Source organism: Sphaerochaeta pleomorpha str. Grapes (genome assembly GCF_000236685.1).
Taxonomy (GTDB): Bacteria; Spirochaetota; Spirochaetia; order Sphaerochaetales; family Sphaerochaetaceae; genus Sphaerochaeta; species Sphaerochaeta pleomorpha.
The window spans coordinates 173,151-192,726 of record NC_016633.1 but is presented as its reverse complement, the minus strand read 5'-3'; the positions used below and the strand labels follow the sequence as shown (position 1 = coordinate 192,726).

Sequence of the window (19,576 nt, the reverse complement as noted above, 5' to 3'; positions counted from 1 at the left end):
CTAGAAGGAAACTTTTCCAACCATACCCAATGCCATCTGGTTATTGACAGCGGTGACCACAGGGGTTATCAAGACTTCCGTCTTTCCCAGCAAAGCTGAGTGCAGTTGGTTGTTATATTGCTTGGAATAGGAAAAAGGCCGTATCCATTCATAGATTCTGCCACCAAGCAAGGCACCCACTCCAAGAAGCATCAGAGCAGAACCGCCTGCAGACAACTCCCCGTCAAGAGATGCAGTGGAATAGACACTTGCATAACCTGCCGCATACAGCCCTACCCCTACGACTTCTGTGATCAAGGCAGTGAAGCCACCTTTAGAATCTCCCTGGATAAAAGAGCCTATACCTGCACCGACAAGAAGATTCACCACAAAAGGAAGCGTCGGTGAGCTTTCATGCATGGAGAAAATAGACATCTTCTCATAAGCAGACAGACTTTCCGATTCTTCACTGATCTTGTCGTAATTGCCAGATAAATTTGCATCGATCATCAAGGAAATCGATGCAACCGGAGAATCTGAGGCAAAAACAAGTGAAAGTGAAAACAGGACTACACAGAACAGTACGATTGGTTTTTTCATAAACCCTCCCAATATGATAAAATGAATAGGTACAGAACCTATTATTCTGCTTCATTGGTTAATCCTAGGCTGAAAGATAATGTAATTCGACTTTTAGCTTTTATTAATCGCTTATAGATTACTATCTCAAATGATAGTTGCATTGGTTTTCTGAGAGATTTTGACAAAATTGATGCTTTTTTTGCATAAAAAATCCTCATGTACAGCGTAGGTACGCATGAGCCCATTTAGTAACACCTCGGAATTTTTTTTATTACGCCCAGGCAAGCACCTTAACAAATTTGTGTCTAGTCATAGGTCTGTCCTGTCTGCCAAGGTTTTGGCAAAAGTCAGCTGAGGTCTCATTTCCAAGATATTGGAAAAATGGGAGTTGCTTGAGGAATCCACGGTATTGTGAGTACAAAAAAGATAAGAAAATCCCGCTGACCATAGACGACTTTACGATATGCACAAAGGTATTTTCCTGTCTTTTAAGGTCTCCATTCGTGATTTTGACGACATATATGCCCTTACTTTGCACCAAGTACAAAGTAATTGATATTTCTTTTGCTAATGTCAGAAGTTTGTGATAGGTTATATCCAATTACATGCATCATGCATTTTTATTCAGGAGCCTCTATGGGGAAAAAGAGCATTAATCCAATTTCTCATTCCAATATTTCTATTTTGCTGTCCAAAGGTTTTTTGCTATTTCTATCGATTTCGCTCCTATCCTTTTCAATCTCTGTTTCAACCTCACAAAAGAAAGAGGAACTAAAACAACTGCATACCCTAACCCAGGCAACCAGCCTTGCTTTGATCCGGGAAGTTGAGACCAATTATCGCCGAATATATACAGCACTCTCTCAGTTGTCCTTGCAGGACTACAAAGCAAATCAAGATAATTGGAAACAGAATGCACAATATCTGGGAAATACCACGGATGCAATCGTTTCAATCATTCGAACTGACAAAGCCTCAAACATACAATACGCGTATACAGACAAGCAGCAACAGGCAACACTCGATAGGATAAATCTAAAAAATACCCCCATGACCGAAGAAAACTTTCCAATTTTCGATAGGTTTACATTGCAGGGAAATATCCAAGCAATTATTAATCTGGAAGCCCTATGCAAACCTTTTGAAATTGAAAACTCAGGGCAATTCTTGTTCCAACTGTTAAAAGGCGACAATGTAGTCTATTCCTCCCCAAACTGGGTGGATATCCAAAACGGAATCCGCATTGAGCAATCCCTTTCGATACAGGATGTACAGAATCTCACCCTCGTCTGCGCACCTTCCCCACAGAGCCAGAGAACCCTCCTGTATCGATATTTCGAAATCCAATTAGTAAGCTTCCTGTTGAGTTTTATGGCCTGCGTAACTGTATTCTTCGCCCAGCGGTTTTATAAATATTTCAAGCTAAATGAATTGCGTTTCCATACGCTTCTCGATGACGTAAGCCTTCTGGCTGTAATCCTTGACATGAAGGGCAACATAACGTATTGCAATGATTTCTTCCTGGCAAAAACAGGATGGAACAAGGAAGAAGTAATAGGAACGAATTACTTTAACAAATTCCTTCCCCTTGAAGAACAAGATCTGAAGAAGAAAATCTATTCATTGATAACAAAGGGTATTTCTTTTCCCTATGGGGAGTTTCCTCTCCTTACCAAACACAAAGAAATTCGATGGATCCAACTCAATATAACCATGCTGAAAAACACAAAAGGTAAAATTATCGGAGTTGCAGGACTTGCTGAAGATATTACCGTGCGAAAATCAAATGAAAACACGTTACAAAAACAATTTGAATTCAATAAGGCTTTATTTGTCGTTGACCAGTCCATCACTGCGAGAAAGGAACTCGACGAAACGCTTTCTTTGGTACTGGATCAATCGATCAAACAAATAGGCTTTGATGCAGGAGCCATACTTCTCTTTAATACCAATAATCAGTGCCTGGAATACAAGGCGGGAATAGGATTTAAGTCAAAGGACATTGAACAAGTATGCCTCCCCCTTGGTACAGGGCTTGCTGGAATGGCTGCGCTTGAAAAAAAAGCCTGGTTGCAGAATACACTCCAAACAAAACAAATTGATTTTATCCATACATCCATTATCGAGAAGGAAGGTTTTCAAAAATATTGGGTAGTACCACTTTTGGTAAAGGGAAAAGTGAACGGGGTTTTTGAAGCATTCTGGACTACAAAAAGTGAATTTGATGCATCAAAGGCAGACTTTTTCAGGGCCCTCGCCCAACAGACTGCAATCGCAATAGACAGTTTTACGCTTTTCAACAAATTGCAGAAATCCCATGCAGAATTGTTCCAGGCCTATGACTCGACTATAGAAGGCTGGTCCCAGGCCCTTGATTTACGAGACAAGGAAACACAAGACCATTCCCTTCGCGTGACTGAAATGACGGTAGCACTCTGTCGTATTTCGGGAATGTCTTCGAGAAGCTTGGTCCATATACGGAGGGGTGCCTTGTTACACGATATCGGGAAAATGGGAATACCTGACAGCATTCTGTTAAAAACTGATTCATTGTCAGAGAGTGATTGGGCTATCATTAAAAAACACCCAGATTATGCTTATGCTTTGCTTTACCCTATCGAATACCTTCGCCCTGCCTTGGACATTCCCTACTGCCATCATGAAAAATGGGACGGAACCGGCTACCCAAGGGGATTGAAAGGAGAGGAAATCCCGCTTGCTGCGCGGTTGTTTGCAGTAGTGGATGTCTGGGATGCCCTCCTATCCGACCGACCTTATCGCAAGGGTTGGCCACAAGAAAAAGTGTATGACTACATTCAAAGTTTGTCAGGGACGCATTTCGATCCAGATGCAGTCGACCTTTTTTTAAAGACAATCAAAGAACAGGGGGAAAACTGGAAATAGCATCCTCCTAAGTCATGTCTTTCTCCCCTAGGGGTGTGCTCTCTCCTTTTCTTATCTTTATGGCATTTACCCTGTAACCAGTGAGACCAGATGCCCGAAAAAGAAAGCCAAGCCGAATAGTACATAGAGTTTTGCTATGCTTGCCATTGAGACACTTTTAGTTTCAGGGGAAAATCCTCGGGCATACAGCATTTTCATTTCCCGCAAGCTAAGCATAAATGCAATGAAAAGGAATGGTAACACCCATAGCGGGTATATCCCTTTTACTAATAAAATCGTTGCAAGCAGGAACGCAATGCCAAATTCCAAGTAGGGCAACCATAAAGACTTCTTTTTACCCAAAACAATGGATAAGGTCTTTCTTCCGGAGTTCTTGTCGCTTGCAAAGTCGCACGTGTTATTGATTGTAAGGATAAGCGCTACCAGAAACAGAAAAGGCATCGATACGAGAAACACCTGCCTATCGATGCTTTTTGTTTGTACGTAATACGAGAGCATAAACAGGACGGAGCCAAGGAACCCTCCGGCAAAGACTTCTCCGAAAGGCGTTCTCGAGATAGGGAACGGCCCCCCGGTATACGTAAATCCCACAACCATGCAGACAAACCCTACCACCAGTAATTTCCAGGAAGTATAATAGGCAAGAAATAGACCCAACACACCTGAAAGCATAAAGAGCCCCAAAGAAACAAGCAATGCCGAAATCGGCTCGATCCCTTCATGGACCAAGACCTTGTCCTTCTCCTTGTTGGTCTTTGCCCGGTCGGTGCCATTCAAAAAATCAAAATAGGTATTGAACCCGGTAGTTCCCATGTCAACAAAAAGAACAGACAGAGCCATAAGCAAACCGATTTTCCACGACCATAAACCGGTTGCAAAGTAGGCATAGATGCTTCCACATAAAAAGGTAACCATACTTATGGATTTTGTTCGGATTTCTACAATATTACAGAATTGTTTCGTATTCATAATACACATTATACGTTTCGACATTCGATTTTCTAGGGAAACCAAGGATAAACGATTGATTTTTTTCGTTTCATCCCCCTATATATATACTTATAAAACAGTTACGACAGCAAGCCTTCTCTTTATAAGTTCATAGAATAGGTAAGTCATGCAGAGGAATACAAGCTTTGGCTTGCAGTGGAACCAAATAGCAAAAAGGAGATATTTTTATGAAAAGAAAGCGAGTACTTATTAGTATTGTTGCCTGTATGGCTACGTTGTCCCTGTTCATCGCCTGTGGAGGCAAAACAACCCAAAAAGCAGATGACACTCCCCAGGGTCTGGACAGAAGCAAGTATTTCATTACAGTGGCCACCGGTCCCACCAGTGGGCTGTACTACCCCATCGGGGGAGCCTTTTCCAGTGTTTTCCAAAACAAACTTGGATATAAATCCTCGGCTCAGGCTACGGGGGCCTCGGTCGAAAATATAAAACTCATCCTTTCAGGCGATGCCGAAATGGCCATTGTCATGTCTGATTCCGTTGCCCAGGCCTACGGAGGCTTTGGAGCCTTTGAAGGAAAAGAGAAAGCAGAAGACCTTCGTTGCCTCACTGCCCTATATCCCAATTACGTCCAGCTGGTCACCACCGATAAAACGGGAATCAAGAAGTTCGAAGACCTCAAGGGAAAACGGGTGGGAGTCGGTGCCCCGAATTCCGGGGTCGAACTCAACGCCAGAATGATGTATGAAGCCCATAACATGTCCTATGCTGACAGTAAAGTAGATTATCTCAACTATGGTGAAGCCATCGCGCAATTGAAAAACAATCTGGTAGACGCTGTGTTCGTAACAAGTGGCATTCCCAATGCGACAGTCATGGAACTCGGGACTTCTGCAAAAATAGTTTTGGTGCCTATCGAAGGGGAAGGGTTGAAAAATCTTACAGCCAAATATCCGTTCTTCGTAGAGGCTACCATCCCAGCTTCCACCTACAGCACCTCTTCCGATGTGAAAACAGCTACGGTCAGAAACATCATGATTGTAAATAAAAACATGCCTGATGATGTAGTGTACGACCTAACCAAGGGAATCTTTGACAACATTGAGGATATCCAGGCTTCCCATGCTACGGCTAAAAAATTTATATCCTTGGAAAATTCACATGTCGGTGTGGGCATTCCTTTCCATGACGGGGCGATCAAGTATTATAAAGAACAGGGTATCGAATAAACAATGAAGCGCATAAGGATCACAGGAAGGCAGTATATTGCCTTCCTTGTGATAGGTTTCATCCTTCTGTTTTTTCTCTTTTTCTCTTTCAAAACCGAAAAAACGTTGACCATCCAGCATCAGGATACCAAAACAACCTATCTTGAGATCAAAGTGCAGGAAGGCGATAGCCTAACGTTCTACTGGATGCATTCGTTTGAACATATTCCCTGGAACGAATATTATGTACTGGGAAAAGATAATCGATTGGTTTTGCAGAAATTCGAAGTTGCGGGCTTTGGGGCTGGGATTCCTGAAAACGAGGGGACTGTTTCAGTTGAGAACGGAATGGTAGTAATGAGCGATCTCAATACAGTGTTTAACGATATCCACTGGATTCATTCACAGACTGCACTCATTGCAATCATGCTCAAGGGAACTGTGATAGCCAGAGGTACTGACCTTCCCCACAGAGAACCCCTTATTTTGAAAATGAAAGGAAGTATTTCACTATGTCCAAGATTTCACTCGAAACAATGAATGCAGAAATGCAGGAACAACAAAACGAATTGCTTGAAAAATTCGATAGGGAATCCAAGACTCGGAAATTCCAGAATCCCCATTTAGCACAAGCCATCTATTGGATAGCCATTGGCATTGCCTTGTACCATTTCGTCACATCGTTTTTAGGCTATCCCCCAACCCATCTGCATCGGTCGCTTCATGTAGCCATGATGTCTTTCATGACATTCTTTTTGTATCCGGCCAACAAGAAGGCGAGCAGAAAAACCATTCCCTGGTACGATATTGTCCTGGCTTTTACCTCTGTTGGAGTGGCAGTCTACGTATGGGGCGATTATATAAACTTTATCAACCGTATGGGTTCTCCCAATACAGTCGATATTATCATGGGAACGCTTCTCATCCTTTTGGTCCTTGAGGCTTCCAGACGGATCTCCGGGTGGCCACTGGTCATTCTAAGTTGCCTTTTCTTACTTTACGGGCTTATAGGCCGTTATATGCCTAGTATCTTCACCCATCGCGGGTACTCCTGGGGAAAACTGGTCAATCATATTTTCATCAATACCGAAGGCATCTATGGGACTTCGGTAAATGTCGCATCTTCATATATTTTCCTGTTCATTCTCTTTGGCTCTGTCATGAATAAGTCAGGCATGGGAAAATTCTTCAACGATATCGCTTTGGCCTTTGCAGGACATTCAAAAGGTGGCCCGGCAAAAGTAGCTGTCATTGCCTCAGGATTTTTAGGGAGTATCAACGGGTCGGCCGTAGCCAATGTCGTGACTACAGGCGCATTTACCATCCCTTTGATGAAAAAGACCGGATATAGCAAAGAATTTGCCGGTTCTGTCGAAGCCTCGGCTTCTGTCGGGGGGCAACTGCTTCCTCCCATTATGGGCGCTGCTGCTTTTATCATGGCTGAGATGCTCGGTATCCGCTACAGTGTCATCGTCATCAGTGCTGCCATCCCTGCCCTGCTATATTATCTGGGAATCCTGGTCCAGGTGCAGTTGCGTGCATCAAAAAACAATCTCACCGGCATTCCCCGTGAAGAACTTCCCAAAGTAAAAGATGTCCTGAAAGAACGCGGCCATCTGTTGCTCCCCATCCTTTTCTTGCTCTATATGTTGTTATTCAGCGGAAATACTGTTATATTCTCGGCCTTTTGCACCATTGTTGTCACTATTGGAGTAAGCATGCTCCGAAAAGAGACCCGTATGAGCTTCAAGGACATCCTTGATGCCTTCGAAGAGGGAACAAGGTCTGTAGTATCAGTTGCAATTGCCTGTGCTGTCGTGGGAATCATTATCGGGGTGGTAAGCCTGACAGGCTTCGGGCTGAACATGGCAAATGCCATCATCCAGCTCGGGAATGCCAATCTGCTCGCTACCTTGGTTTTGACCATGGTCAGCTGCATGATCCTGGGAATGGGCTTGCCCTCCATTCCTGCCTATCTCATTACCGCTACTATGGCTGCCCCTGCCTTGATCAAGCTGGGAATTCCCGATATCGCAGCCCATATGTTTGTTTTCTACTTCGCCATGTTTGCAAACATCACCCCACCAGTTGCCCTTGCTTCCTTTGCTGCTGCCGGTATTTCCGGTGGCGATCCCATGAAAACTGGGCTGCAATCGGTAAAGCTATCACTTGCCGGCTTCATCGTGCCCTATATGTTTGTCTACAATACAGCCTTGCTTTTACTCGACACTACGCCTTTGGTGGCAATCAGAGTCACCCTAACCGCTATTTTTGGGGTATGTATGATAGGGATAGCCACTGAAGGGTATTTCTTTGCAAAGCTTTCCACGCTATTTCGAGTTATTTCCTTTTCAGGCGCACTATTGCTTATCACGAAAAACCCTACACAGGATTTGATCGGTTTTGCTCTCTTTGTGTTGGTTTTCATAGTCCAGAAGGCAAAGGCCTCCCGGTTGCAGGAAACCCTACAGAAGCCCTATGAGGGTGATGAAAACTGAACCAAGTCCCAAAGATTCCCATACAAGTCTTGAAAAACGGCTACGATGCCATATTCTGCTTGTTTGGGAACCCTGACAAATACAATTCCCTTTGCAACCATCGACTGGTAATCGCGCCAGAAATCATCGGTGGAAAGAAACAGAAACACCCTTCCCCCTGCCTGATTGCCAATAAAAGGCTCTTGTTGTGGTTTTGAGGCCTTTGCCAAAAGCAAAGCGGTTCCATTTGAATTTGGCGGAGCTACAAGTACCCACCGCTTATCCTGCTCTTCTTGATACGTATCCTCAAGAAGCGTGAACCCCAGCTTGCGCACATAGAAATCGATGGCCTCATCATAATCGCGAACAACAATGGCGATATGTACGATTGATTGTTTCATATCCTTATCCTTTGTACTTGCAAGTACCTGAAGTGCTAGTCTCAATCTCGTATAGCATTTCAAATAGTGTTCTTTTTCTTCTCAAAGACCGAATACCCGAGCATAGCAACCAAGGTTACCACATACGGAATTGCCAGGATGAAATCGGAAGGAATATTGAAAGCTCCCTGGGCGTAGTTGGAAAAAGCATCGGAAAGACCAAAAACCAAGGAGGCAACCAATAATCCGACAGGTTTTTTGTTCCCTAAAAATATGACTACCAAGGCTATCCAGCCCTTCCCTGCAGTAATATTGGGAACAAAGGCCCCTAGGTTGAGCGTAAGCATGGCCCCGCCGATACCACAGGTAAACCCAGAAATAAGAAAGGCAATAAACCGATATCTGTTTTCCCTGAGCCCCAGCGAAGCAAGTGCCTGTGCATTAAGGCCAGTTGCACGCAACCTGAACCCGAATACTGTTTTCTCCAGTACCAGGTAACCGATCAGAAGCAACAGCCAGCTTATATAGACAAAGGCTGAGTAGCCAGAGAAAAGGCTTCCCAAAACCGGGATGTCCTTGATCAGGGGAATTGAATACACGGGCAACGATGGAATCGTGTCAAAGACAAGGACTCCCTTATTCTTGAATAGCTTGAAAGCAAGTACTACCGTTACCCCGGAGGCAAACAAATTTGCTGCCAACCCAGTTATAAAGACATTTGCCTTCAAATTGAGGGTAATGGTAGCCAGTAAGGCCGAAAGTACCATGGAACCGACAATACCACAGCAAACCCCCAAAAAGATACTTGAGGTGTAATAGGTTCCCAGTATTCCGAAGAAAGCGCCAAAAAGCAGAAGTCCTTCGAGGGCAATGTTCAACATTCCGGTCAATTCAGTAAAAAGCCCACCGAGGGCAGCAAGCAAGAGAGGGGTCATTATAATGACTGAGCTATGGATTATTGAGACTCCAATCTGCATTACTTGCCTCCTTTTTTTATGAACAACTGCTGGAGAACTTCACTGGAAACCAAAAAGAAAACAGTTGCCTGCACTACAGACGCTAGCTCGAACGTTACATCAGAATAAATCATGGCACTTCTTGCCCCTGACTCCACATAGGAGAAAAACAAGGCTGCAGGGAGAATGAGCGAAGGCTTAAACTTAGCAATCAAGGCAACGGCAAGGCCATTCCATCCCATACCGGCAGAAAACTCTTTGATGCAGGAAAAATAGGTACCGAAAATAGCAATTCCTCCGCCAAGCCCATAGAAGACACCGCTGAAAAACATGGGCAAAATTGCATAGCGTTTTGTTTCAATGCCCCCATATTGGGCAAATACCCTATTATCCCCACACATGCGCAAGGCATACCCGCTTTTCGTTTTATACAGATATATATGCACAAAAAGCACGGCGAGTATCGCAAAGTACAGCGCTGCACTCAGATTCGAGGGTTGCAGGATTGCAGGCAATCTGAAGGCAACAGGTATCTTTTCCGTTGTAATAAGATTCGTGGAGCGGTCCATGAAGGGACCACCGACAAAATAGTTGATTACCAAAATAACTGCATTGGATAGTAAAAAAGAAGTTATCAGCTCGCTGGTTTCCCATCGCATACGGAAATAGCCGGAGAGTCCGCTGAGCAAACCGGCTACCAAAGAACCAGTCAGCAAGGCAAGCAATGCCCCGAAAATGCCCAAAGGTTCCAGATAGATTGCGCAGATTGTAGCTATAAACCCCCCTGCATAGATTTGCCCTTCACCACCTAGGTTGAAGGTTCCTCCCTTCATAGCGAGGGACACTCCAAGGCCACCGAATACCAAAGGAATGGCACCATTGATCATATTTCCCAAATAATAGGTGTTCTGTACAGGGCCCAAAAAGAAATACCACAAGGTAATGCCAGGGGTCTTGCTCAAATAAAAAGAGAGTACCACAGCAAGAGAGAGGGAAATGGCAATAATCAGGGTCATACCCAGTGATTCTTCGAGATATCGCAGGATTTTTTTTTGTAGTTTAGTCTCCATTGGGTACCTGCCGTTTTATTCCCAACATATATTGACCAAGTTCAGCCTTGGTAATTCTCAATACCTCACTCTGGTTTAAGGTTGCAGCGATAGAACCCTGATGCAAGACAATGACACGGTTTGCCAAGGATAATATTTCATCAAGATTTGTAGAAAGAAGTAAAATTGCAGAACCGGAGTCACACAAAGCCGTAATTTTCTCATACACATATTGGCTGCTTGCTACATCCAATCCCCAAGTTGGTTCGGAAAGCACCAGATAATCATGTTTTTGTCCGATTTCCCTAGCCAATATCACCTTCTGTATATTTCCGCCTGACAAAAAAGACAACGTACTCGAGGGAGTCCCTGCTACAGAATAATCATCCATAAGGCGTTTTGCATCGAGCTGGATTCTGTTTTGGTTCAAGAATTGGTAACAGGCATAGTCATCGACATGGTTTACGATAAGATTCTCCTTCACTGACGAGGAAAGAGAACTGCCAACCTTCAGACGATCGGCTGGTACATAGGATAGTCCTTTTTCCCTCAATTTCCGCGTTGAAAGGTTAGTAACAGGTTCCCCCAGATGATAAATATTCCCTTGGGAAACCGCGATCCTGCCCCCGAGCACAGCTTCAAGGACACCCAATTCATTCTTTCCTACGCCTACGAAACCAAGGATTTCATTCGAATATGCAGTAAAACTGATAGAATCAAGCAAGGGTTTTTCTTGGGAAGGCCGTAACACGGTAACCGAATCAAAAGAGAGGATTGGGTGGCAATCCTGCTTTGGAGCACAGCGAAACCGGTGTATCTCAATATCTTTGCCCATCATATGGTGCGAAAGCGTCTGCTCATCGATTTTTTTTGTCTGGTAGATACCTACCAGAGTACCTTGGCGCATAACCGCTACCCGATCGGAAATTCGCTTTACTTCCTGTAATTTATGGGTGATGAGGATTATGGATTTACCTTTTGCAGCAAACCCCTTCAGCGTCTTGAACAGGGACTCGATTTCCTGTTCAGCCAGAATTGCAGTTGGTTCATCAAGGATAAGGATATCAATATCGCGATAGAGCATCTTCAGAATTTCAACCTGTTGCTTCTGCCCCACGGTGAGGTCTTTCACCAATGCATCGCTTTCAAGTGAAAAATGATGTTCACCTATGGCTTTTTCTACTTGCTGATTTGCCTTTTTTATATCAAAGCATATCCCATGTTTACGTGGCTCAACTCCCATTACCACATTCTGGGCAACGGTAAATTCTTCAACAAGCATGAAATGCTGGTGCACCATTCCTATTTTCAACCTATTGGCGACAAGAGGAGAATTGATTTTTTCCTCCTGCCCCCAGATCTTTATAGTCCCAAAATCAGGTTTTTCCATACCATAGAGAATTTTCATCAAGGTTGTCTTCCCTGCCCCATTCTCACCGGCGAGACATAGAATCTCACCCTTGCGAAGTGAAAGGCTCACAGAATTATTCGCTTGCAGATTGCTCTCTGGATACGTTTTGGAAATGTCACACATTTCAAAGGCAAGATCCATTCAATCAACTCCTCGATGTTTCTACCGCTCTTTGCAAGATTAGAGAGAAGGCACAGTAAAGGCAATCTTCCCTGCCTTGAAGTCAGCCATGAAAGTATCAAACTTGGCCCTTATCTCAGGGGGAAGGTTCTCTGTGTAGGCAGGGTCGTCACTGATAAACCCAAGGTACCCTTCTTTTACCCCAACTACGCTGGCTTTTCCATAGGCAATGGTACCAAGCAAGGCTTCTTCGAGTATTTCCTTCGTAAGCTTCTTTTGTTCCATTGAACCACAGCCAACAACCAATCCAGGAGCCGCAGCATAGGCATTTGTATTATGGAATACAATATAGGCACCTTGCTCTTTGGCAACCTTGAACAAACCTTGGTCTGCGCCGCCTGAGATTGTGGCGAATACGTCTACCTTGGCCTCAATCATGCTGGACACCAATTCAGCTGCTTTGTTTGCATCATACCAGTTCCCTATCACCCTGAAATCAAGGGAAATATTGGGATTTACCAAGCGCGCACCATCCAAGAAACCGGGAACCATCTGTTTATTCAACAGGGGATACTCCTGCGCAGCAAGAAACCCAATTTTGAGATTGCTGTTCGCATAGGGCATCGAACTGGTGGTAACAAGCCCCGCAAGATACCCCAGGAAAAAGGATTGTTCATATTGGTTATAGAGATAGGTTCTGATTTGTTCGTTTCCGGCCAATTGGGCATCCGTTATGACAAATTTCTGATTGGGGAATTTTTTCGCAACATTGGCGCAGATTTCAGGAAGCGAGGGATTGGTAGTCAAAACCAGGTCATACTGGCCTGTCGCAACCAAAGAAGTGAGTTGCTCCTCCCATTCTGCCTGGTTAAAACCAGCCTCATAAATCTTTACGCTGACATTCTCATGGGTTGCGGCAAATTCGTTCGCACCTTCAGCCATCGAACTGTATGGAGGGCTTCCGGCAACCACGCCCGGAATATATACCAACAGAGAAAGAGAATTGGCCTTTCCTTGTTTCACTTCGGCGTTACCGGCTGAAAAAAGCGGAACGCTCACTATACAAACCAAGGCTAACAGGAGAATCAACATGTTACTTTGTAATCTTTTCATAGTAGTACCTTTCCTTATATTCCCAGAGGATGTAAAAGTAATGCAAAATAGAATATCCTACTAAAACACTATCCTATTGCAAGAACAATAATACGAAGATAAACAGACTTGTCAACAGCAGTATAGTTTCTCATGGGTTTTCCCCCATCCGTTGTAATGCTTCTGATACACTCCATTTTTCATGTACCAAACCGTTTACACAGGAGAGCATCCCCGGCAAATCCTTTTGCTGCCAAATATTCCTACCCATAGCTATACCTCTTCCACCCGCTTGTAACGAATCATAGATATCCTGAAAAACAAATTGCAGGGGACGGCCTTTCTCACCACCCAAGATCAAAATAGGTACAGGACAACCTTCTACAACGGAAGCAAAGGACTCCTTGTTACCCGTGTAATGGGTTTTGATGCAATCTGCTCCAAGTTCTGCTCCCATGCGAGCTACCATCCTGATGGCTTCCCCGTCGTTTGCAGGAAATGTTTTTCCTTTTATCTTTCCACAGGCCAAAGCTTCAACCATTACCAACAGCCCGAGCCTATGGCATTGGTCAATTGCAAGGGAAGCTTGTCTAATAAATTTTCCTTCCCGCTCGTGCCCGAATTTTATGGTAATTGCAGCACAGGAGGCTCCGCAGGCTAGAGCTGTTTCTGCCTCGACGATCAGTTCTTCCTCAAAACCTCCCCCCAATACCGTAAAACCGCCAGTTAGTCGCAAAACCAAGGAGGTGGATCGATCCCACTCACTAACTGATGCATCCAAGAACCCTTTTGTGGCTAAAATACCGTCCACGTTGGCCTTGACACAAGTTCTTACCAAAGACGAAGGGGAAATCAAACCATCCAGGGGCCCGGCGATGGACCCATGGTCCATGGCAACTATCATTGCATTGCCATCACGTTTTGCAAAAACTGCATGTTTGCGTAATTCCAATCCTGACTGCATCTGCTTTCCTCCGTATTACTGGCTCTTACGTTCCTTAAGCTTTTGATAGGTTGAACGGTACACAGCAAACAAATCCTCGTAGAGTCCCTGCACAGCTGGGTTGGGAGTATACCTTTTCTTTATACTCACTAAATCCTCGGCAGCCTCTGATAAGCTGGCATACCGGTTCTTGGCAGTCTGGGCGATTATCAAGTCACCAACCAACTCAGCATCGGTAATCATGGGTATAAGTACTTCACGCCTGGTAATATCTGCCTTAAGCTGGTTCAAAAATGTACTATGGGTTGGTCCTCCGCTGAGACGCAACTCACCTACCTTGGCACCGAGGTCTTCCATAACGGTTATGACATCACGCATGGCAAAACAAACCCCCTCGGCCACAGAACGAAGCATTTCAGCTCTTCCTGTTTCAAGAGCAAGGCCATTGAAAACCCCTCTGGCCTTGGCGTCCCAGATCGGAGCCCGCTCCCCGCAAAGATACGGCAGGAATATCAAGTTTCCAGACCCTGGTTTTGCCTCTGCCATCTCTTCGTACAAACGGTCGTAAGAAGCTTCCTTCAGGCCAAACAGGTTTTTCGCCCAGAGTATTGCCTGCCCTGAGGAGGAAATTATCCCTGATACATTATAATAGGGTTTTATAGGATGCCGGTAGGCCATCAGCCGGTTGTCACCTAAAGGCTCTTTGGTACAGAGGTTTATTCCCTCTGAGGTTCCCGACCGGTCACAGACCCGTCCCAAGGAAACTGCCCCTGTGCCGAGGATGGAAACAAAAAAGTCAGGGGCCCCTGCATATACTGTCGCACCTGCGCCAATTCCAAGGCAAAGGCTAGCAAGCGAAGAGACCGTGCCTATCAATTGCCCGGGGTAGCAAAAGGCGGGGAATTTTGTCTTGTCGAGAGCGAGCTGCTCCAAGATCATATCATTCCAGTACCAACGTTCCGACCCTTTCGCATGCAAGATGGTTTTTGCTTCCCCTGTCAGTAAATAATTGAAAAAATCATAGGAAGAGAGAAAGAATTTCGTTTTCTCGTAGATTTCCGGTTCCCTATTGTATACATACAGGGCCTTGGGCAAGGAAAAGCTTGCATCCACAAAGGAATTTGCAAGTCTGGAGACTTCTTCAGATTCTTGGGTCGCGCGTCTGTCATGCCATAATCGTGCCATTGCAGAGTCACAACTGAGAATTCCCCCCCTATCTTCTACATTTCCGAACACAGGCACCAAAGTGGGGCCATTACCGCTGATCGTAACAGTATCGACCTCGCTAAGGGAAGGAAACGAGGAACATACTGTTTTCAAGGCCAAGCTCCACTGAAAGGGGTCAATCAAGAACCCCTGTGAGGGCACAGTTGCATATTTGAAGGAGCAAAGTGTTCCAGCATCATCGAATAAAGCCCCCTTGAGGGTCGTAGTCCCGATATCAAGTGTCAAAATCATTCATCGCCTACCTTTACCAAGATCCGATAGGTGTCGTTACGCCCTGCTGCCTCGAGTGCAGTAGCTATGTCTGAGAGTGGGAAAACCCCACTTATCAAATCGCTTGTACATATTTTTTTATAGGAAATGGCCTTGACAGCCTGGTAAAAATCCATTTCGGTCCTTCCTTCGCTTCCGGTAATACTATATTCATTTCGATGCAACGTGTTCATATCGATGGGGAATACAGGCTTTTCATCATACGAGGTAAACACATTGACTCTTCCCCCTGGGCAAAGGACTTGGAAGGCAAGTTCCGCTGCAAGACTCGAAGGGCTCGTAATGCTGCAGGCCTCGACACCCCTTCCATTGGTAAATGCCTTTACTTCACGGATGCACTGGGCAAAGTCAGAAGCATTGCTCACCCCATCAGCCCCTGCCAATCGGGCTACGTCCAGACGTTTTTCATCAATATCACTTACAAAAACACGTACTCCCATTGCAAGGGCAGATTTCACATGCAACATCCCCATTGTTCCGCATCCGATTACTAGCAGCGAAGTCCCAAGGCCAACTTGTAGTTTCTTAAGGGAACGGAGACAGCAGGATAACGGTTCGACAAACGTAGCATCACTAAGTGAAAGGGAAGGAGGAATTACAAAAGCCTGCTCAGGCTCGACAACCCTATATTGGGAAAAACCACCGAGAATCTGGCTTGTATCTTTGTGTCTGCTTTCACAGAGATTGGAATTTCCGCTGAGGCAGGCAGGACAGGTATGACATCTTTTCACAAGGTCTAGGACCACCCTGTCATTGACAGCATGCCCCGTTGCAACATCTTTTCCCACTGCAACAATGGTCCCTGAAGCTTCATGTCCACCAACGATAGGGTAGAAAATCGTTCGGCTTCCCGCATACAGGCGCTGTTCCAAGGTACAAATACCACAGTAAGCAATTTTCACCAGAATCTGGGAATCTTTGATAACAGGGCATTCTTCTTCGAGAACCTGTACCTTGTTCGGTGCAGTAAAATATGCACGTCTCATAGATTTCCTCCCTTGCAAAAATTCTATAGCATTACCGATGGCTTGTCTTTCCTTATTGCCTTTATTTACGCAATCAAAATACAAATTCACCGCATTTAAGAAATTATGGCAATCCCTGTGCATTATATAGAACCCATAATTGCAATAACCAATGCTAGGCTCATCCCCAAAAACCGTTTTCAGAGACAAGATAGAGTATTGACTATGCACAACGACAATAGGAAGTGTTGCAATGACTTCAAAAATTCCCTATTCTCGCATATACTTGATTACACTTTCCTCTATGAAGCGATTATCAAGAAAAAGTGACTTTTTGGCGAATCGTCTCGATGACTGAATATATAAACCCACCTGCAAAAGAAAAGGTTTGCAAAAGGATATAAACGATGGGTCACTTTACTCTCCCCTGTTCGAGTAGTTTCGTATGAAGATACTTCTAACTACCGACGGGTATGCCCCGATGATCAATGGAGTAGTAACCTCGGTCATGAATTTACAGAGGGTGCTTACGAATCGGGGACATGAAGTACGGGTACTAACTCTTTCAAATGATGAACATTCCTCCTTTAAAGAGGGGGTATATTATCTGGCTTCCTTTAGAATACCCATATATCGGGACTTGCATGCCACGCTTCATATTCCACAGGTTTTCATGCAGGATATACTTTCGTGGAAGCCCGATATTGTTCATTCACAGTGTGAATTTTTTACATTCGGCTTTGCCAGACGTATCGCCCAGAGATCGAATGTACCCTTGGTGCATACCTACCATACGATGTATGAAAGCTATGCAAGGTATGTAAAACTCAACGAACGAATGGGCGATATGGCTGTACCCCACTTTTTACAACGTAGGCTTCGCAACCTGCAAATGATAATTGCCCCAACACAAAAAGTTGCCGATGCCCTCAAGTCCTACCGGTTGACCTCTCCGATTTCGATTGTCCCCACTGGTATAGATCTCTCCAAATTCACCCTGAGGGAATCCAGGGAAAACCTTGAGAAGCGAAAGGCCAGCCTTGGCCTTAATCCCGATTCGGTTATCTTGCTCTCCGTAGGGAGAATTGCCCAAGAGAAGAACCCAGAGGAACTGTTGAAAAATATGGTACCGCTTGTTCAGGACTTCCCTAAGCTCGTATTGCTTTTTATAGGTGATGGCCCTCAACGCGAGTATCTTGCAGATCGAATTCGCACGTTAAACCTATCAGGCAGGGTTTTCTTCTCAGGGATGGTAAATCCTACAGAAATTGCTTCCTACTATCAATTGGGAACTATTTTTGTGAGCGCTTCCGATAGCGAGACCCAGGGATTGACCTATATTGAGGCAATGGCAAGTGGTCTGCCGGTAATCTGCAGGTATGATAGTTGTCTGAAAAATGTCATCAAGGAAGGGATTGATGGCTTTACCTACACCAAGGCCAGCGAATATGTCTCCGCTATCACCCATACCCTTACAGACAAAGAACTGTATGAGTCTCTTTCCAGTCAAGCAAGGATACTGGCAAAAGAATATTCAATCGAACGTTTCGGAGAAGAAATCGAACGGATATATCTACAGTGTATCGATACCTATAAAGCGTAATCATTCTTTTTCTGCCTGTGCTTTAAGCACCTTCAATATGGCCTTCTCATCATAGGTCAGGAAAAATACCAAACCTACAACTACAAAGATAATGGCAGCCAGTCCGGTCAAACGGATACCGATATCATGACCGGGAGTATTTCCCAGAAGCAAGAGCGAGGGGAAAAGCAATCCACCGACCATTTGTCCGAGTTTTGACATAAAGGTCCTTGCCCCATAGAAAATGGCAGCTTTATGATGACCCGTCTCAAAGGCATCCGATTGTGCAATATCCCCGATGATGGCATTAGGCAGGATACCGAATACAGCCAAGGGAATAGCCATCATAATCACAACCAGGTAGGCCTGCAACTCATGATTCAGCGGTACCCTACCCAAGAAAATGATAAAGCTGTAGATAAGTATGAACAGTAGAAAAGCTAGGTTTAGCAGGCGTTTCTTTCCGGTTTTCTTCGCCAAGATTGTGACTGGGACATAAAACAGGAAAGAGAGTGCAAACATCAGTATCTGTAAAAAGGAAGTAAACGATTCTTTGAGGCCAAGGAGGATGGTAACGTAATAAACCAAGCCTGTACTGGCAATGGTGAGAGCCACCCAATAGGCAAGGTCTGAGATGGTAAACATCAGGAAATTCCGGTTTTTCAATGCAGAGACCAGCGATTCGAATATTTTCTCAGTATTGGGTTCCTGTTTGCTATATTTTTTTTCATTGATAAAAAGAATGGGAAACAGCATAAACAGAAAGCCAATGCCGGAAAAGATAAAGATGGTGACCTGGAAAGCCTGCGTCGAGGACAGCGAGAAATTTTCAAGCACACCCTTGATTGCATATACCTGTGATCCGATAGCAGCCCCGAGGGCCCAGGTGATGGAAATGAGCGTACTGAGGAACAGGCGGTCATCTGCTGTATGTGCCAATTCTGACATCATGGCAAAATAAGGGGTCACATACATGGTCATGAACCAATAATAGACGATGACACCGACAAAGACCCATACGGAATTGAGCACACTATATCCCGAAACTGGGGGAACGAAGATAAGGGCGGAAAACAGCGAGAAGGGAATAATGCCAAGCCTGAGAAACTTCTGCCTTTTTCCCTTTTTCGAGTTGCATCGGTCGGAAAGCCCGGCAATGAGGGGGTCGGTAATGGCGTCAAACAATCTGCCTACCCCAAAAGCCAAGCCGATTATGGTAAATATGCCCAATATGGCACCTTGGTATATTCTTTGGGGAAAGACTGTACTGCTACCAGTCTCTGGCGGCATGTAAAAATACACGAGCAGCATACCAGGGGCATAGGAAGCAAGAGACCATCCCAGCTGGCCAAGGGCAAAGAGTATTTTCTTTGAAAAGGGAAGTGTTTCGATGGTTTTTTGCGTTTCCATAGTTCCTCCGAAAGCAGAGTATAGCATATTCTTTCAGGGGAAAACTAAAACAAAAAACACAATCGGTACT

The 19,576-nt window shown here is 44.7% G+C and carries 16 protein-coding genes; 5 read left to right on the top strand and 11 right to left on the bottom strand.

What is annotated here, in order from left to right; all coding sequences use genetic code 11:
* Positions 1-579 carry a P13 family porin gene (locus SPIGRAPES_RS00875; RefSeq protein ID WP_014268891.1) on the bottom strand — a complete coding sequence of 193 codons (579 nt, stop codon included), beginning with the start codon at positions 577-579 and terminating at the stop codon, positions 1-3.
* A 618-nt stretch (positions 580-1,197) separates the two neighbouring features.
* Between SPIGRAPES_RS00875 and SPIGRAPES_RS16755 the strand changes: the two genes are divergently transcribed.
* Positions 1,198-3,465, top strand: coding sequence for an HD domain-containing phosphohydrolase (locus tag SPIGRAPES_RS16755; protein WP_014268889.1), 2,268 nt, complete (start codon positions 1,198-1,200; stop codon positions 3,463-3,465).
* A 66-nt stretch (positions 3,466-3,531) separates the two neighbouring features.
* On the opposite strand, the gene SPIGRAPES_RS00860 is transcribed toward SPIGRAPES_RS16755, so the two are convergent.
* Positions 3,532-4,434 carry a prenyltransferase gene (locus SPIGRAPES_RS00860; protein WP_172635056.1) on the bottom strand — a complete coding sequence of 301 codons (903 nt, stop codon included), beginning with the start codon at positions 4,432-4,434 and terminating at the stop codon, positions 3,532-3,534.
* Between the two features lie 209 nt (positions 4,435-4,643).
* Between SPIGRAPES_RS00860 and SPIGRAPES_RS00855 the strand changes: the two genes are divergently transcribed.
* The 3 genes from SPIGRAPES_RS00855 to SPIGRAPES_RS00845 are packed head-to-tail and all read left to right on the top strand — an operon-like array spanning position 4,644 to position 8,122.
* Positions 4,644-5,645, top strand: a complete 1,002-nt coding sequence (locus SPIGRAPES_RS00855) for a TAXI family TRAP transporter solute-binding subunit (protein ID WP_014268887.1) — start codon at positions 4,644-4,646, stop codon at positions 5,643-5,645.
* A gap of 3 nt (positions 5,646-5,648) precedes the next feature.
* The gene (locus SPIGRAPES_RS00850; protein WP_014268886.1) at positions 5,649-6,164 is read left to right on the top strand and encodes a DUF1850 domain-containing protein; all 516 of its coding nucleotides are present in this window, start codon (positions 5,649-5,651) and stop codon (positions 6,162-6,164) included.
* Positions 6,137-8,122 carry a TRAP transporter permease gene (locus SPIGRAPES_RS00845; RefSeq protein WP_014268885.1) on the top strand — a complete coding sequence of 662 codons (1,986 nt, stop codon included), beginning with the start codon at positions 6,137-6,139 and terminating at the stop codon, positions 8,120-8,122. The genes SPIGRAPES_RS00850 and SPIGRAPES_RS00845 overlap by 28 nt, the downstream gene beginning before the upstream one ends.
* Here the strand turns inward: SPIGRAPES_RS00845 and SPIGRAPES_RS00840 are convergent.
* The 8 genes from SPIGRAPES_RS00840 to SPIGRAPES_RS00805 form a co-directional block, all read right to left on the bottom strand.
* On the bottom strand, positions 8,101-8,502 hold the full coding sequence (locus SPIGRAPES_RS00840) for a VOC family protein (protein ID WP_014268884.1): 402 nt from the start codon (positions 8,500-8,502) through the stop codon (positions 8,101-8,103). The two genes, SPIGRAPES_RS00845 and SPIGRAPES_RS00840, sit on opposite strands and share 22 nt — an antisense overlap.
* Before the next feature lie 59 nt (positions 8,503-8,561).
* Positions 8,562-9,458, bottom strand: coding sequence for an ABC transporter permease (locus SPIGRAPES_RS00835; RefSeq protein ID WP_014268883.1), 897 nt, complete (start codon positions 9,456-9,458; stop codon positions 8,562-8,564).
* The gene (locus SPIGRAPES_RS00830) at positions 9,458-10,507 is read right to left on the bottom strand and encodes an ABC transporter permease (RefSeq protein ID WP_014268882.1); all 1,050 of its coding nucleotides are present in this window, start codon (positions 10,505-10,507) and stop codon (positions 9,458-9,460) included. The genes SPIGRAPES_RS00835 and SPIGRAPES_RS00830 overlap by 1 nt, the downstream gene beginning before the upstream one ends.
* Positions 10,497-12,038, bottom strand: coding sequence for an ABC transporter ATP-binding protein (locus SPIGRAPES_RS00825; protein WP_014268881.1), 1,542 nt, complete (start codon positions 12,036-12,038; stop codon positions 10,497-10,499). Before SPIGRAPES_RS00825 ends, SPIGRAPES_RS00830 begins: the two co-directional genes overlap by 11 nt.
* Before the next feature lie 39 nt (positions 12,039-12,077).
* Positions 12,078-13,130, bottom strand: coding sequence for a BMP family ABC transporter substrate-binding protein (locus tag SPIGRAPES_RS00820; protein ID WP_014268880.1), 1,053 nt, complete (start codon positions 13,128-13,130; stop codon positions 12,078-12,080).
* Positions 13,131-13,260: 130 nt separating this feature from the next.
* A complete protein-coding gene (locus tag SPIGRAPES_RS00815; protein WP_014268879.1) occupies positions 13,261-14,073 on the bottom strand; it encodes a class I fructose-bisphosphate aldolase in 813 nt (270 codons plus the stop codon).
* 15 nt (positions 14,074-14,088) lie between these two features.
* Positions 14,089-15,510, bottom strand: a complete 1,422-nt coding sequence (locus SPIGRAPES_RS00810; protein ID WP_014268878.1) for a xylulokinase — start codon at positions 15,508-15,510, stop codon at positions 14,089-14,091.
* Entirely contained in the window at positions 15,507-16,535 is a 1,029-nt protein-coding gene (locus SPIGRAPES_RS00805) for a zinc-dependent alcohol dehydrogenase (protein ID WP_014268877.1), read from the bottom strand. The genes SPIGRAPES_RS00810 and SPIGRAPES_RS00805 overlap by 4 nt, the downstream gene beginning before the upstream one ends.
* 424 nt (positions 16,536-16,959) lie before the next feature.
* Here SPIGRAPES_RS00805 and SPIGRAPES_RS00800 point away from each other — a divergent pair, with 424 nt between their 5' ends.
* Positions 16,960-18,117, top strand: a complete 1,158-nt coding sequence (locus SPIGRAPES_RS00800) for a glycosyltransferase family 4 protein (protein WP_014268876.1) — start codon at positions 16,960-16,962, stop codon at positions 18,115-18,117.
* On the opposite strand, the gene SPIGRAPES_RS00795 is transcribed toward SPIGRAPES_RS00800, so the two are convergent.
* Positions 18,118-19,506 carry an MFS transporter gene (locus tag SPIGRAPES_RS00795; RefSeq protein ID WP_014268875.1) on the bottom strand — a complete coding sequence of 463 codons (1,389 nt, stop codon included), beginning with the start codon at positions 19,504-19,506 and terminating at the stop codon, positions 18,118-18,120. It abuts the gene before it with no gap.
* Between the last annotated feature and the right edge of the window lie 70 nt (positions 19,507-19,576).